15 protein-coding genes and 3 pseudogenes are annotated in these 14,825 nt (G+C 65.8%); 6 read left to right on the top strand and 12 right to left on the bottom strand.

Translation table 11 applies throughout. The annotated features are described in order from the left end of the window. Positions 1-253 precede the first annotated feature (253 nt). Positions 254-1,261 carry an LLM class flavin-dependent oxidoreductase gene (locus ABIF91_RS19665; protein WP_028176551.1) on the top strand — a complete coding sequence of 336 codons (1,008 nt, stop codon included), beginning with the start codon at positions 254-256 and terminating at the stop codon, positions 1,259-1,261. Positions 1,262-1,381: 120 nt separating this feature from the next. On the opposite strand, the gene ABIF91_RS19660 is transcribed toward ABIF91_RS19665, so the two are convergent. From ABIF91_RS19660 to ABIF91_RS19635, 6 genes and pseudogenes are all read right to left on the bottom strand, one after another. Further along, a complete protein-coding gene (locus tag ABIF91_RS19660; RefSeq protein ID WP_028176552.1) occupies positions 1,382-2,257 on the bottom strand; it encodes an amidohydrolase family protein in 876 nt (291 codons plus the stop codon). A 12-nt stretch (positions 2,258-2,269) separates the two neighbouring features. After that, positions 2,270-2,665, bottom strand: a complete 396-nt coding sequence (locus tag ABIF91_RS19655) for a RidA family protein (protein WP_028176553.1) — start codon at positions 2,663-2,665, stop codon at positions 2,270-2,272. A 25-nt stretch (positions 2,666-2,690) separates the two neighbouring features. Next, positions 2,691-3,493, bottom strand: a pseudogene (hpaH, locus tag ABIF91_RS19650) (2-oxo-hept-4-ene-1,7-dioate hydratase). Positions 3,494-3,496: 3 nt separating this feature from the next. Then, complete coding sequence (locus tag ABIF91_RS19645; RefSeq protein WP_028176554.1) at positions 3,497-4,357, bottom strand: fumarylacetoacetate hydrolase family protein; 861 nt, start codon at positions 4,355-4,357, stop codon at positions 3,497-3,499. Positions 4,358-4,410: 53 nt separating this feature from the next. Continuing rightward, positions 4,411-5,028, bottom strand: coding sequence for a flavin reductase family protein (locus ABIF91_RS19640; RefSeq protein WP_028176555.1), 618 nt, complete (start codon positions 5,026-5,028; stop codon positions 4,411-4,413). Between the two features lie 3 nt (positions 5,029-5,031). Then, positions 5,032-5,997 (bottom strand): annotated as a pseudogene (locus ABIF91_RS19635) (Bug family tripartite tricarboxylate transporter substrate binding protein). A 137-nt stretch (positions 5,998-6,134) separates the two neighbouring features. On the opposite strand from ABIF91_RS19635, the gene ABIF91_RS19630 reads away from it, so the two are divergent. The 3 genes from ABIF91_RS19630 (at position 6,135) to ABIF91_RS19620 (ending at position 9,090) form a co-directional block, all read left to right on the top strand. Beyond that, entirely contained in the window at positions 6,135-6,926 is a 792-nt protein-coding gene (locus ABIF91_RS19630) for an IclR family transcriptional regulator (protein WP_028176556.1), read from the top strand. A gap of 81 nt (positions 6,927-7,007) precedes the next feature. After that, a complete protein-coding gene (locus ABIF91_RS19625; protein WP_028176557.1) occupies positions 7,008-8,303 on the top strand; it encodes an O-acetylhomoserine aminocarboxypropyltransferase in 1,296 nt (431 codons plus the stop codon). A 4-nt stretch (positions 8,304-8,307) separates the two neighbouring features. Continuing rightward, on the top strand, positions 8,308-9,090 hold the full coding sequence (locus tag ABIF91_RS19620) for an alpha/beta fold hydrolase (protein ID WP_028176558.1): 783 nt from the start codon (positions 8,308-8,310) through the stop codon (positions 9,088-9,090). Between the two features lie 144 nt (positions 9,091-9,234). On the opposite strand, the gene ABIF91_RS19615 is transcribed toward ABIF91_RS19620, so the two are convergent. Together ABIF91_RS19615 and ABIF91_RS19610 are read right to left on the bottom strand one after the other, a co-directional pair. Continuing rightward, positions 9,235-10,188: an aliphatic sulfonate ABC transporter substrate-binding protein gene (locus tag ABIF91_RS19615; RefSeq protein ID WP_028176559.1), complete on the bottom strand. Its 954-nt coding sequence runs from the start codon at positions 10,186-10,188 to the stop codon at positions 9,235-9,237. A 21-nt stretch (positions 10,189-10,209) separates the two neighbouring features. Then, a complete protein-coding gene (locus ABIF91_RS19610; protein WP_028176560.1) occupies positions 10,210-10,431 on the bottom strand; it encodes a hypothetical protein in 222 nt (73 codons plus the stop codon). A 124-nt stretch (positions 10,432-10,555) separates the two neighbouring features. Here ABIF91_RS19610 and ABIF91_RS19605 point away from each other — a divergent pair, with 124 nt between their 5' ends. Together ABIF91_RS19605 and ABIF91_RS19600 are read left to right on the top strand one after the other, a co-directional pair. Beyond that, positions 10,556-10,747, top strand: a complete 192-nt coding sequence (locus ABIF91_RS19605; RefSeq protein WP_424579317.1) for a hypothetical protein — start codon at positions 10,556-10,558, stop codon at positions 10,745-10,747. Between the two features lie 72 nt (positions 10,748-10,819). Next, entirely contained in the window at positions 10,820-11,551 is a 732-nt protein-coding gene (locus tag ABIF91_RS19600; RefSeq protein ID WP_424579316.1) for an SDR family NAD(P)-dependent oxidoreductase, read from the top strand. A 169-nt stretch (positions 11,552-11,720) separates the two neighbouring features. Here the strand turns inward: ABIF91_RS19600 and ABIF91_RS19595 are convergent, their stop codons facing one another. The 4 genes and pseudogenes from ABIF91_RS19595 to phnL form a co-directional block, all read right to left on the bottom strand. Then, positions 11,721-12,332: a pyridoxamine 5'-phosphate oxidase family protein gene (locus ABIF91_RS19595; protein ID WP_028176562.1), complete on the bottom strand. Its 612-nt coding sequence runs from the start codon at positions 12,330-12,332 to the stop codon at positions 11,721-11,723. A gap of 27 nt (positions 12,333-12,359) precedes the next feature. Then, positions 12,360-12,956 carry a phosphonate metabolism protein/1,5-bisphosphokinase (PRPP-forming) PhnN gene (gene phnN, locus ABIF91_RS19590; RefSeq protein WP_028176563.1) on the bottom strand — a complete coding sequence of 199 codons (597 nt, stop codon included), beginning with the start codon at positions 12,954-12,956 and terminating at the stop codon, positions 12,360-12,362. Further along, positions 12,953-14,110: an alpha-D-ribose 1-methylphosphonate 5-triphosphate diphosphatase gene (locus tag ABIF91_RS19585; RefSeq protein ID WP_028176564.1), complete on the bottom strand. Its 1,158-nt coding sequence runs from the start codon at positions 14,108-14,110 to the stop codon at positions 12,953-12,955. Before ABIF91_RS19585 ends, phnN begins: the two co-directional genes overlap by 4 nt. Before the next feature lie 11 nt (positions 14,111-14,121). After that, positions 14,122-14,818 (bottom strand): annotated as a pseudogene (gene phnL / locus ABIF91_RS19580) (phosphonate C-P lyase system protein PhnL). Positions 14,819-14,825 lie beyond the last annotated feature (7 nt).

Genomic DNA, 14,825 nt, shown 5'->3' with positions numbered 1-14,825 from the left:
TCTTGCTCGCGCAAGCTACAACAACAGGCGCAGAACGCCCAGTTGAGAGGGAGGGGACCATCGGTCGCAATAACAGTGTTGTGAACCGGGGCATTCGCAGCTCATGGCGGGCAGGATGGGTCGCGTGGCGGAGAACCCGCCAGCCCTGGTGACGAAACGTGCGAGGGCTCTACCCATCCTGCGCGCTGCCACTACATGTCTTTCCTCAAGACGCGCATGTATCGCGCAGCCCTCCACACCGGCAGCCCCCCATATGATCCCCTTCTCCGTGCTCGACCTCGCTCCCATCCGCCAGGGCGGCGATGCCGCGCAGGCGTTCCGCAACTCGCTCGATCTCGCCCAGCACGCGGAGAAGTGGGGCTACAAGCGGTTCTGGCTCGCCGAGCATCACAACATGACGGGGATCGCGAGCGCGGCGACATCGGTGGTGATCGGCCATGTCGCGGGTGGGACCAAGACGATCCGCGTCGGCTCCGGCGGGATCATGCTGCCGAACCATTCGCCACTCGTCATCGCCGAGCAGTTCGGCACGCTGGAAGCGCTCTATCCCGGGCGGATCGATCTCGGGCTCGGCCGGGCGCCCGGCACCGATCAGTTCACCGCGCGTGCGCTGCGGCGCGACCTCGCCACCACCTCCGAGAATTTTCCGCATGACGTGCTGGAGCTGCAGGCGCTGCTCGGCGACGTGCAGCCGAACCAGGCGATCCGCGCGGTGCCCGGCATGGGAACCAAGGTGCCGCTCTGGATCCTGGGATCGAGCACGTTCGGTGCGCAGCTTGCCGCGATGCTCGGGCTGCCCTTTGCGTTCGCCTCGCATTTCGCGCCGCAGATGATGATGCCGGCGCTGCGCGAATATCGCGCGCGCTTCGAGCCCTCGGCGCAGCTCGACAAGCCCTATGCGATGATCGGCGTCAACGTGTTCGCCGCCGACACCGACGACGAGGCGCAGCGGATGTTCTCATCGCTGCAGCAGCAGTTCATCAATCTGCGCCGCGGCACGCCGGGCCCGCTGCCGCCGCCGGTCGACGACATGGACGCGCTGTGGTCGCCGGCCGAGAAGGCCGGCGTCGGTCAGTCGCTGTCGTGCTCCGCAGTGGGCTCGCCGGCCGCCGTGGAAGAGAAGCTGAAGGCGCTGATCGCTGAAACCGGCGCGGACGAATTGATGACGACGGGGCAGATCTACGACCACGCCGCGCGGCTGCGCTCGTTCGAGATCGCGGCCGAGGTGCGGGATAGGTTGGCGAAGCAGCCGGCGGTGTGAGCGGGTCCGATTGTTGCCGCGATGTAGAGGAAAGAGCCCTCACCCCGACCCTCTCCCGCAAGCGGGAGAGGGGGCGCACCGCGCGCGTGGCGAGGGGGCTCAGCCCAATCCTCTCATGCCCTAATCCGCAAAGCCGAACAGCTTGGCCGGATTGTGCACCAGGATCTTCTCAAGCTCCGCCTGGTCCGGCGCGTAGCGATACATCAGCTCGAGCAGGTCGGCATCGTTCGGCGGCTGCTTCACCGAGACCGGATGCGGCCAGTCGCTGGCCCAGACGCAGCGATCGGGAGCGGCCTCGATATAGGCGCGCGCGATCGGGATCACGTCGTCGTAGGGAGCCCCGGTCTTCGAGGTCTTCTCGCCGAGCGACAGCATCACCCAGAAATTGCCCTTGCCGAGCAGCTCCAGCATCTTGCGCAGGTTCGGATCGGCCTTGCCGGCTTCGGGATCGGGGCGCGCCATGTGGTCGATCAGCACGGGCACGTCGAGAGTCTCGTACTTGGCGACGCTCGACATGATGCCGTCCTTCTCCGGCTGGATCTTGGCGTACCAGCCGAGCTCGCGGATGCGCGCGATCGCGCGGGCGAAATCGGCATCGGAGAGCACGGCACCGAGCTCCTGGCGGAAGCTGGAGCGTGCGCCGCGCACGCCGGCATCATGCAGCTTGGCGAGGTACGAGTCGCTTGCCTCGGCGAACACCAGCGCGTTGGCGCAGCCGCGGTAGTTCGGCCCCATCGCGGCGAGACCGTCGAGCACGACGGCATGGTCGGCGCCGTAGGTCGTGGTCTGCACGATGATGCCCCGCTCGATGCCGAGCGCCTTGTGCATGCGCAGCGCCGCTTCCCAGGTCGCGGTCGGCATCCGATAGGGGGCGCCGGGACGCTCCGGATATTTGTCGATGGGCCCCAGCACGTGAAACTGGCTGTCGACGGTCTTCGGCGGCGGCGCCTTGCTTGGCCGGCGCGGATTCGGATCGAACGGCAGATATGTCGGCATGCGCAAAACTCCTCAGTCGATCACGGCGATGAAGTCGCACTGCACCAGCGCGCCGCCGTCCATGTTGTCCATCGGCAGCGCGTGGCGCGCCGGGCGCGAATGCTCGTCCGGAAACATCTTGAGCCACTCGACATTGACGGGGCCGCGATTGCCGCGGTCCTTCAGCCACACCGTCATCTTGATGATGTCATCGGTGGTGCCGCCCGCGGCCTCCACCGTCGCCTTCATATGCGCGAACATGTTGGCGCATTGGGCGTCGAGACTCTCGGGCATTGCATTGGTCGCGGGATCGCGGCCGAGGATGACGCCCGACATCACGAGATTGCCGATGCGGCAGGCGTTCGGAATCGGATTGACGTGCTTGAAGCCGCCGATGTGGATGCTCTTGCGCCGCGCTTGACCCGTCATGGTGCGCTCCCTGATTGTTGTTACTTCAGACGAACTGGCACGACACCGAGCCGAACGTGCCGTAATCGGCATGAAACGTGTCGCCGCGGCGGATGTCGACGGGCCGCGTGAACGATCCCGCCAGCACGACCTCGCCGGCGGCGAGATGCTCGTCATGCGGCGCGAGGCGATTGGCGAGCCAGGCGATGCCGTTGGCGGGATGATTGAGCACGCCGGCGGCAAGCCGGTTTCCTCGACCTCGCCGTTGCGGAACAACAGCGCGCCGATCCAGCGCAGATCCGCATCCATCGGGCGGATCGGCCGGCCGCCGAGCACCAGCGCGGCATTAGCCGCGTTGTCCGAGATCGTGTCCATGACTTTGCGCGCCTTGCCCGTCTCCGGATCGACGCGATGCATGCGCGTCTCCAGAATTTCCAGCGCGGGCGTCACGTAATCGGTGGCGTTGAGCACGTCGAAAATGGTGCAATCGGGCCCGCGCAGCGGCGCCTTCAGCACGAAGGCGAGCTCGACCTCGATGCGCGGCGCGTGGAAGCGGTCGAACGGAATCGGCGTCGCATCGGCATAGAACATATCGGCGAACAGCACGCCGTAATCGGGCTCGGAGATGCCGACCGCGTTCTGCATCGCCTTCGAGGTCAGCCCGATCTTGTGCCCCTTGATGACGCGGCCGCGGCCGAGCTGGAGCCTGGTCCAGGCGCGCTGAACCGCGTAGGCGTCCTCGATGCTGAAGTCGGGGTACTCCTTCGTGAACATCGGGATCAGCGATTTCGTGCGCTCGGCTTCGTCGAGGCGCGTGGCAAGGCGTTCGATCGTCGCAACATCCAGCATGGCTTATTGCTCCGCCGCCACGGTGTTACGCAGTACGCCGATGCGGCTCGACTCGACTTCGACGACGTCGCCGACCTTCAGCCAGCGCGGCGGATCGAACCGCGCGCCTGCGCCGGTCGGCGTGCCCGTCACGATCATGTCGCCGGGCTTGAGCGTCGCGAAGGTGGAGAGATAGGAGATCAGGACGTCGAACGGGAACATGAGCCGCTCGGTTGTGTCCTGCTGCCGCACCTCGCCGTTCACGCGCGTGATGATGTCGTGCGGACCGCGCGGATCGAGCTCGTCCGCGGTGACGATCCAGGGACCGATGCTGCCGGAGCGGTCGAAATTCTTGCCTTGCGTGACGTTGAACTTGCCGTGGCGCAGCCAGTCGCGGATCGTGCCCTCGTTGCACAGGGTCATGCCGAAGATGTGCGACCACGCCTGTTCGCGCGGGATGTGACGGCCGCCCTGCCCGATCACGATGACGAGCTCGCCTTCATAGTCGAGCTGGTCCGAAACCTTGGGCTTCTCGATCGGCTGGCCGGAGCCGGTCATCGAGGACATGCTGCGCACGAACAGGCTGGGATATTTGGGCAGGTCCGAACTGTCCTTATATTCGGCGTTGCGCTCGGCGTAGTTGACGCCGATGCACCAGAGCTTTTCCGGCGCCAGCACCGGCGGCATCAGGACGAGTTTTTCCAACGGGTAGTCGGGCTTCTGTCCGGCCGCCGCTTCCTGCGCATCGGACAGCGCGTTGGCTGCGATCAACGCCTTCACATCCGAGAAATCGCGGCCGATCCGTTTCGTCAGATCGATCACACCACCTTCGACGGCCGCTCCGTAGCGCGGCTCTCCATCCAGGAGATAGCTCAGGAGTCGCATTGTATTTCCTCCAATGATCTTGAGGCAGCTGGGCCCGAGACAGACCCGCGCACTCAGTCTTTCGACTTGGGCGTCTGGAACACGGTGTTCAGCGTCACGATCTCGCCGAGACGGGCGTAGCGCGGCCCGCCGATCCGCGCGATCGGGTCGAGCGCCTTGGTCTCGACCTTGCCGTCGTTCACGAGGCCGTCGCGCAGATGAAACATCACGACCTCGCCGACGATGAGCCGGCTCTTGGCCTCGCCGAATTCGAGGCACTGCCGAAAGCGGCACTCCATCGCGACCGGCGCGGCGGCGAGCCGTCGCACCTTGATGAGGTCGCAGGGCAGCGTCTCGAGTCCGAGATGCTCGACCTCGCTGATTTCAGGCGGATGCTCGACCGAGCTGTCGTGCACCGCGGACATCAGCGGCGTGTCGGCGATATGGATCACGTATTCCTCGGTATCGAGGATGTTGTGCGCGGTGTCCTTGTAATCGGCGCCCTTGCGGCCGACGCTGATGGCGAGCATCGGCGGCTTCTGCGAGACGAAAGTGAAGGCGCTGAACGGCGCGAGGTTGAGCACGCCACTTCGCGACAGGCTCGTCACCCAGGCGATCGGGCGCGGCACCACGATGCCGGTCATCAGCCGGTAGATGCGCTCGGCGCCGAGCTCGGCGGGATCGATCCGCATCGATCAATCCGCCCTGATGTTGGCCTTGCGCACGACCGGGATCCACTTGGCGTCCTCGCGCTCGAGATAGGCCTTGAACTCGTCCGGCGTCATCGGCGTGGCTTCGCCGCCGAGCTTCTCGAACTTGTCGACCACGGCGGGATCTTTCAGGATCGCGACCAGCGTCTCGTGCAGCTTGTCCACGATCGGCGCCGGCGTGCCTGATGGCGCGAACAGACCGGTAAAGGTCTGGCCGTCGAAATCCTTGTAGCCGAGCTCGGCGAAGGTCGGGACGTCAGGCAGCGACTTCAGGCGGTGCGGGCTGGTCACCGCCAGAGCGCGGAACAGGCCGGCCTTGATGTGCTGGAGGCTGACCGTGAGCTGGTCGAACGCGAACTGCACCTGGCCGCCGAGCAGATCGTTGATCGCCGGCGCATTGCCGCGATAGTGCGCGGTGACCCATTGCAGCTCGAGGTTCGACTGCATCAGCTCGCTGAGCAGATGGTTGGTGGTGCCGGGACCGGGCGAGGCCATGGTCAGCTTGCCGGGCTCGCGCTTGGCGAGATCGATGAATTCCTTGAACGTGTTGGCCTGCACCGAGGGATGCACCTCGAGCACCAGTGGCGTCATCGAGATCGTCGAGATCGGCAGGAAGTCCTTCTTCCAGTTGTAGGCGTCGCGCTTGTTGATCTCGGTCGCGAACAGCACCGGACCGCTGGCGCCGACGAACAGCGTTTAGCCGTCGGGTGCCGACTTCGCGAAGGCCTCGCCCGCGATCATGCCGCCGGCGCCGGCCTTGTTCTCGATGACGAAGGGCTGGCCGAGCTTTTCCTGGAGCTTGTCGGCGACGATGCGTGCGGCGCTGTCAACATTGCCACCGGCGGGATAGGGCACGATCAGCTTGACGTTGCGCGCCGGCCATTGCTGGCCCGACGCCGGCCCCGCCAGCATCGCAGTGACGGCAGCTATGGCAATCCAGATTAATCTCATGTTAACCTCCCGGCGGCGCATTCGATTCATTCGAATGCCTGGACGTCGCACGACGCTCACAAGGCATTCCGATCGGAGCGCAATCTCCAGATGCGCGCTTGCCCTGTCGAGGGAATTATGGCGTTCTTGTCCATATTATGGACAAGACCAGATTCGCACGCAATGCGATGGCACCGCGACAGGGTGCGCAGGCGATCCGGCGGGCGCTCGCGGTGCTGCGCATCCTTGCCGCAGGCCGCGAAGACGGTGTGCCATTGGCCGAGGTGGTCCGCGCCACCGGCCTCACCCGTCCGACCGTGCATCGCATCGTCCACGTGCTGATCGAGGAAGGCATCGTCGAGCGGCATGGCAAGAGCGGGCGCTACGCGATCGGCAACCAGGTGCCGGAGCTGGTGCTCGCACGGCCGCGGCCGTCGCGGCTGCTGGTCGCCGCAAATCCGACGCTGCAGCGCGCGTCCGCCGAGATCGGCGACACGCTGTTCCTGACGGTGCGCACCGGCAACGACACGCTGTGCGTCGATCGCAGGATCGGCGTCTATCCGATCCAGGTGCTGTCGATCGAGATCGGCGCGCGCCGGCCGCTCGGCGTCTCCAGCGCGGGCGTCGCCATCCTTGCCGCAATGCCGGCGCAGGACGCGCGCAAGATCGTTGCAGCCAACGAGAAGCGGTTCGAGGCCTACCGGACCGACGTGGGTGCCGTGACGAGCCAGGTCACTGCAGCGCGGCGGCGGGGCTACAACATGAGAGAGATCGGCCTCGTGCAGGGCACCAAATCGATCTCGACCTGGATCAAGACCCCGGACGGACAGCCGACCGCCGCGATCACGGTCTCCGCCGTTCGAACCAGGCTCGGTCCCCGCCGCGAGCAGGAGGTCGCGGAGATTCTGTTGCGGGAGGCGCGCGCCATCGAGCAGGCGATCCGGGGCTAGGCGGCGTTGTCAATGGGCTGACGTGGTCCCTCGTTTTGTGGCACAAGAGCCGCCATCGCCGACCGACCAACGAGGCCACGCATGCCCGCGCCAAAACCGCCTGCTTTCGAGACCCTGAGCCTGCATGCGGGCCAGCATCCGGATCCCGTGACCGGCGCCCGGGCGGTGCCGATCTACCAGACCACGTCCTACGTGTTCCAGGATTCCGATCACGCCGCGGCGCTCTTCAACCTGGAGCGCGCCGGCCACATCTATACCCGCATTTCCAATCCGACCACGGGCGTGCTCGAGGAGCGGCTTGCGGCCCTGGAAGGCGGCGTCGGCGCCATCTGCACCGCCAGCGGCATGGCCGCGCTGCATCTGGCGATCGCGACGCTGCTCAATGCCGGCGACCACATCGTGGCGTCGAGCTCGCTCTATGGCGGCACCATCAACCTGCTCGCGCACACGCTGCCGCGCTTCGGCATCACCACCACTTTCGTCAAGCCGCGCGATCTCGACGCATTCCGCGCCGCGATCAAGCCGAACACCAAGCTCGTGATCGGGGAGACCATCGGCAATCCCGGGCTCGAGGTGCTCGACATCCCCATGGTCGCGGCGATCGCGCATGACGCCAAGATCCCGCTGCTGATCGACAACACCTTTGCCACGCCCTATCTCAGCCGCCCGATCGAGCTGGGCGCCGACATCGTCATGCATTCGGCGACCAAATGGATCGGCGGCCATGGCATCGCGATCGGCGGCGCCATCGTCGACGGCGGCCGCTTCGACTGGCGGGGCTCCGGCAAGTTCGGCGTGCTGACCGAGCCCTATGGCGGCTATCACGGCATCGTCTTCGACGAGCAGTTCGGCACGGCGGCCTTCATCATGCGCGCGCGTACCGAGGGCCTGCGCGATTTCGGCGCCTGCCTTTCGCCGACCAACGCGTTCCAGCTGCTGCAGGGCGTTGAGACGCTACCCGTGCGCATGGACCGCCACATGCAGAACACGCATCTCGTGCTGGAGGCACTGAAATCCAACAAGGCTGTCGACTGGGTGCTGCACCCCTCGCTGGAAACCCATCCCGACTATCAGCTCGCCAAGCAGCTCTTGCCGCGCGGCGCCGGCTCGATCGTCTCCTTCGGCATCAAGGGTGGCCGGCCGGCGGGGCGCAAGTTCATCGAAAGCTTGCGCATGATCAGCCATCTCGCCAATGTCGGCGATGCCAAGACGCTGGTGATCCATCCGGCCTCGACCACGCATCAGCAGATGGACGCCGAGCAGCTCAGGGCTGCCGGCGTCGGCGAGGAGCTGGTGCGGCTGTCGGTCGGCATCGAGACCGCAAGCGACATCATCGACGATCTCGCCCAAGCGCTGCGCATCTCGCAAAAGGTCTGACGCCATGAAGCTCTCCGTCAACGGCACTGAAGTGTTCGCGGCAACCGGCGGCCGCGACTTCGACAAGTCGCTGCCCGCGGTCGTCTTCATCCACGGCGCCGGCTTCGATCACTCCACCTGGGCGCTGCACACGCGCTGGTTTGCCCATCACGGCTTTGCCGTGCTGGCGCCTGACCTGCCCGGCCACGGCCGCTCTACGGGGCCTTCACTCGGCAGCATCGCGGAGATGGCGGATTGGACGGCGGCGCTGCTGGATGCAGCGGCCGCCACGAAGGCGCATCTGATCGGCCATTCCATGGGCTCGCTGATCGCGCTCGAGACGGCGGCGCGCCATCCCGACAAGGTCTCCGCGCTCAGCCTGATCGGCACCGCCGCGACCATGACGGTCGGCCCGGATCTCTTGAAGGCGGCCGAAGCCAACGCGCAGGATGCAAACGACATGGTCTCGATCTGGGGTCTCGGCTTCAAGGCCGAGCTCGGCGGCAGCCTCGCACCGGGCCTGTGGATGCATGGCGGCGCACAGGCCGTGCTTCAGGCCTGCGAGCCCGGCGTGCTGTTCAAGGATCTGTCGGCCTGCAATGCCTATGCGAATGCGCTTGCCGCCGCGGCGAGCATCAAGGTGCCGACGACGCTCATTCTCGGCGAGCGGGACATGATGACGCCGGCGAAGGCGGGCAAGGCGCTTGCGGCCGCGATCCCGCATGCGAAGACCGTCGTGGTGCCCGGCGCCGGTCACATGATCATGGCCGAACGTCCGGACGAGCTGTTGGCGGCGCTGAGGGGCTGAGCCGCTTCCAACTCAAGCGTTTGGAACGCGGATAGCCGCAGGGAGCGTCATGGCCGGGCTTGTCCCGGCCATCCACGGCTGGCGACGCAGAACGTGGATGCCCGGGACAAGCCCGGGCATGACGGCGTCCTCTCAATGTCCAGCTCACGAGCCCGGCGTCCATTTCCAGACGATGTCGGACACGTTGACCGGCTTCGGGATGAGGCCGAGCTTTGCAAAGCGGTCGGCAACCGCTTGCTGCGTCTTGATCACCTCGGCGTCGAGCGGCACCACGCTGTAGGTCGAGCGATTGACGAAGCGCCTGACAGCCTCGATATCGACGCCGGTCGCCTCTGCTTGCGCCTTCGCCACATCCTCGTGGTGCGAATCCGCCCATACGCCTTCGGACGCGAAGGCTGTGTTGAGCTTCGCGACGAGGGAAGGATACTTCTCCACGAAGTCGGTGCCGGCGATGTAATAGGCGTTCGGCTTGTGGACATCCTTGTCGAACGCGAGGACGCGCGCGCTCTCCTTCAATTCCGCGAGCGCCAGATAGGGATCCCAGATCGACCAGGCGTCGACCGAGCCCTTCACGAAGGCCGCCGTTGCGTCCGCCGGCGCGAGCGGCGCCGGGGTGATGTCGGACCAGGACAGGCCGGCCTTCTCGAGCGAGGCAACGAGGAGATTATGCGCACTGGATCCCTTGCCGAAGGCGACGCGCTTGCCTTTGAGATCAGCAAGCGTCTTGATCGGTGAATCCTTCGGCACGACGATCGCCTGTGTGTTGCCTTCCGATTTCACCGCGGCAACGTAGCGGATCCTGGCGCCGCCGGCCTGCGCGAAGATCGGCGGCGTATCGCCAACGAAGCCGAAATCGACGCTGCCAACATTGATGGCCTCCAGCAGCGGTGGACCGAACTGGAAGTCGATCCACTTGATCTCGATGCCGAGCGGCTTGAAGGCGTTCTCGAGCGTCTGGCGCTGGCGCACAGCCGGAAAGAACCCGCCCTTCTGCGTGCCGATGCGGATTTCCGCCGGCTTGTCCGCGGCGCGCACGGGCGCGGCAGCAGCGGTGGCGAGGAGCAGCGCTGCGGTCAGGATATGTCGTCGTGCAATCATGTTGCGGTCCTTTCGGTGGCATCAGTTGGCGAAGGGTTGGGAACTCGCGCGACGGCTACGCTGCGAGAGCACGGCACGGGCGGCGCGCTCGGCCTCGCGTGCCGAATGGAACTGGCGGCCTTCGAGACTGTCGAACAGGCGCTCGGAGGAGAAGAAGCGGAAGCCGCGCTCATCTCGCGTGATGATGCCGGCGGTACGGTCGTGGATTTCGATAATGTAGGCATTCGACGGGGTGTGGGACATGACTGCTCGTTCGCCGAAGTCTCGGCGCTCCTGTCTTGGGATTTCGCTGTGAGGTGCTGCTAAGAGGCGGTTAGCAACAACAGGCGCCCGTTGCCGCGGAGAAACAGCGCCGCGTCATGCACGCATGCATGTCGCCTTGATTACGCTGGTGATCCATTCTCATATCGCGGCATCAAGCTCGAAGAGCAGTTTCGATGCTCCGAATATCGAGCGGCTGGCACGATTGGTCAATGAAATGGCTATCCATATTTACGGCCGGCGCGCTGGGGCGCTTCTCTCGGCGCAAGCACTGGCAGACGGATTCATCTCGCGATGAGTTCAACACAGGCGCACGGGCGGCGTGGTACGCTTTGCGAGCCAAAACGCAGGCAATTCGGGAGGTCCAAAGATGGCTGATGATTTGAAGGGGCGCACCGCGCTCGTGACCGGCGGCTCGCGCGGAATCGGCGCCGCCGTCTGTCGCGCGCTGGCCGAAGCAGGCGCCGCCGTGGCGATCAATTGCCGCGAGCGGATCGGGCAGGCCGAGCAGCTGGCTGGCGAGATCGGCAAGCAAGGCGGCCGCGCCATCGTCGTCGCTGCCGACGTCTCGCAAGCCGAAGCCGTGGCCGGAATGGTCGAGCGCGTCACGTCCGGGCTAGGGCCGATCGACATCCTCGTCAACAATGCCGGCATCGCCATCACGCGTGGCATCGACGATCTCACCGAAGACGATTTCGACCGCACCATCCTGGTCAACCTGAAATCCGCCTTCCTGTGCACGCAGGCCGTGTTGCCGTCGATGCGATCAAGGAACTGGGGCCGCATCGTCAACATCTCCTCGGGAGCGGCGCGCGGCGCCGGCTCGATCGGCCCGCACTACAATGCGTCCAAGGCCGGCATGGAAGGCCTCACGCGAGGTTACGCCGCGCGGCTGGTGAAGGAGGGTATCACCGTCAACGCAGTGGCGTCGTCGCTGATCGAGACCGACATGATGAGCAGCCAGCCCCAGCTCGTCAGTCGCATCCCGCTCGGGCGCTTCGGCACGGCGGAGGAGGTGGCGAAAGCGGTGATGCTGCTGGTCGACAACGCATACATGACCGGGCAGACCGTGGCGCTCAGCGGCGGGATGGCGTTCAATTAGCGGAGATACTGCCTTCTTCCTTCTCCCCTTGCGGGAGAAGGTGGCGCGAAGCGCCGGATGAGGGGTATCTATCGACGCGCAACACTTTTCGTGAGGAGAGATACCCCTCGCCCGTCTCGCCGCCTCGCGGCGAGCCACCCTCTCCCGCAAGGGGAGAGGGAAGACAGAATCACCACATCGTTGCAGCCGCGCGTTCGGGCCAGATGCGGTCGTACTCCGCACCGCCGACCCTGTTCTCGCTCATTTCCGCGAGGATCTGGCCGGGCGTCGGCAGCGTCTTTGGATCGACGCGCTTGTCAGGATTCCAGAGGTCGGAACGGACGATGGCGCGGGCGCACTGGAAGTAAATTTCTTCGACGTTCATCACCATGACGCTGCGCGGCGCCTTGCCTTCAACCTTGAACGAAGCCAGCAGCTCCGGATCGATCGAGAGATGCGCGCGACCATTGGCGCGGACGGCGTTGCCGGAGCCGGGAATCAGGAACATCAGCGACACCCTGGGATCGCGCACGATGTTGCGCAGGGAGTCGACCCGGTTGTTGCCGCGGCGGTCCGGCAGCATCAGCGTCTTGGGATCATGGATGCGGACGAAGCCGGGGAGATCGCCGCGTGGCGAGCAATCAATGCCTTCGGGCCCGATGGTGGCGAGCGCGGCAAACGGCGCCTTCTCGATGAAGATGCGGTAGAGCGGCGTGACGTGGTCGGCGACTTTCACGGTCGAGGCGTCATTGGTGGCGCCGTAGATGGCTTCCAACTGTTCGACCGTTGCGATCACCGTCATTCCAATCTCTCCTCGTTGCATCGGCAGCTATTCCTGCCAGCCTTCATTCCTGATCACGCGCGCGAGCTGGCGGCCGTGATAGTCCGCGCTGCCGGCGTTGAGGATGGTGACGTCGGCCCGCACCGACGCGTCGTCAACACTGCGCGACAGCCGCTCGGCGATGTTTCCGTCGCTGTGCCGCGCCCGCGCGGCAAGCCGCTGCGCCAGTACGTCCGGCGGCGCCGTGATCGCGACGACCACGACGTTTACATAGGCTCGGCGCAGCGCAGCGATCACCGTGCGCGAGACGTTGGCAACGACGGCTCGGCCGGCTCGGATGTCGTCGTTGATCTCGAGCGGCAGGGCATAGAAGTGCCCGTGCGCCTCCCAATGCACGGCAAAATCGCCGTGCTCTCGCACGCGGCGGAATTCTTCCTGGCTCACCGCAATGTTGTCCTCGTCGGCCGAGGACTCTCGCGTCACGACCCGGCGCGGGAAGATGATGTCGGGATCATCGGCGCAGGCCGCTTGCGCCAGCCGCAGCAAAGTGTCCTTGCCTGCGCCGCTGGGACCGACCACGAGCACAAGTCGCCCGGGGCCGATCGCCCCCGCCTCGTCCTGCGCCGTGGTCAGGGTCTCGCTCATGCGACGCGGTTCCCTTCGCGCCAGACGCTGCGGACGACGGGAACGCTGCCGGCAACGTGCACACGGATCAGGTCGGCGCGCTTGCCGCTCGCGATCTCGCCGCGGTCGGTGAGGCCGACCGCCTCAGCGGGCGCTTTCGTCACGGTCCGAACTGCCGCCGGGAGGCTGATGGCCGGCACATGCTCCGGCAGTTGCAGCGCGCCCATCAGGAGGCTCGAGGGGATGTAATCCGACGACAGGATATCGAGCAGGCCTTCGCGGGCGAGATCGACCGCAGCGATGTTACCGGAGTGCGAGCCGCCGCGCACGACATTGGGCGCGCCCATGAGAATGTCGATGCCAGCCTGGTGCAGGCCACGCGCGGCCTCCAGCGTGGTCGGGAACTCCGCCACCGAGACGCGATCGCGCACGGCGTCCGCGACGTTCTCCTCGGTGGTGTCGTCGTGGCTCGCGAGGGGAATCTTGTACTGATGCGCCAGCGCCACGATCTCGCGCATGTTGTTCGCCGCATATTGCTTCTGATACTCGAAGCGCTTTGCAAACAGCTCATCGAGCTCGGCATCGGTCTTGCCGCCGCCCTTGCCGCGATAGTAGTCGCGCAGCTTGACCTCGTCGCGGAACTGGCGCTGGCCGGGCGTGTGATCCATCAGCGACATCAGCTTGACGTCGGGGCGGTCGATCAGCTCCTTGGCCTCCTCGACCACGCTCGGCATCGGGATCTCGCAGCGGAGATGCAGGAAGTGGTCGGCACGCAGCAGGCTGGCGTCGCGCGCGGTCGTGATCGCGGCGGCGAGCACGCCGGCGCGGCCGTCGACTTCCTCGGCGCCGTCCTCGCGCCAGACCCGGAGCGAATCGAAAACCGTGGTGATGCCCGAGGTCGCGAGCTGGCCGTCATAGGAGATCACGGCGGCGACCGGATTCCAGAACACCTTCGGCCGCGGCACGTAATGCGCTTCAAGGTGGTCGGTGTGGAGCTCGATCAGGCCGGGCATGATCAGGTCGCCCCCAGCGTCCTCGGCACCTGCAGGCGCCCTGCCCTCGCCGATCTCGGCGATGCGTCCGTCGGCAAGAGCGAGCCAGCCCTGTTCGATCACCCGTTCGGCCAGCACGATCCTGGCGTTGGCAATGACGGCGTCCTTCGGCTTGGGGTTCATTTCCTCTTCCTTCAGGCCGCGGCAGCGAAGCTGGCGACATCGACGATGCGGTCCGCAATCAGATGACGGATTTCGTCGTCATGGACAATAGCGACCATGGCGACGCCCTGACGCTTCTTTTCAGCGACCAGTTCGACCACGACGGCGCGATTGGCGGCATCGAGCGAGGCGGTGGGCTCGTCCAGCAGCAGGATCGGCAGCTCCGAGATGAAGCCGCGCGCAATGTTGACGCGCTGCTGCTCGCCGCCGGAGAAGGTCGCGGGCGGCAGTTGCCAGAGCCGCTCGGGGATGTTGAGACGATGCAGCAGCTCACCGGCGCGCGCCTGTGCGTCGGCACGGGCCATGCCGTTGACGATCAACGGCTCGGCGACGACGTCGATGGTGGCAACGCGCGGCACGGCCCGCAAAAACTGGCTGACATAGCCGATCGTGGAGCGGCGGATGTTGAGCACCTGCCGCGGCTCGGCGGCGGCGAGATCGACCAGCGCGCCGCGATGGCGGATGCCGATGCGGCCGCTATCGCAACGGTAGTTGCCGAAGATCATCTTCAGGATCGACGATTTACCGGCGCGAGGGTCCCGACAGCACGACACACTCGCCGGGATTGACGTGGAAGGTCACGCCGCGCACCACCGGCAGCTCGATGCCGCCTTGCAAGTGCATCGTAAAGGTCTTTTGGGCATCGGCAACGTCGATCATGGCGGTCATCGAAAGG

It is taken from the genome of Bradyrhizobium sp. USDA 241 (assembly GCF_049739505.1).
GTDB classification, from domain to species: domain Bacteria; phylum Pseudomonadota; class Alphaproteobacteria; order Rhizobiales; family Xanthobacteraceae; genus Bradyrhizobium; species Bradyrhizobium liaoningense.
The sequence above is the reverse complement of the archived record's forward strand: the minus strand, read 5'-3'. Positions and strand labels throughout refer to the sequence as shown.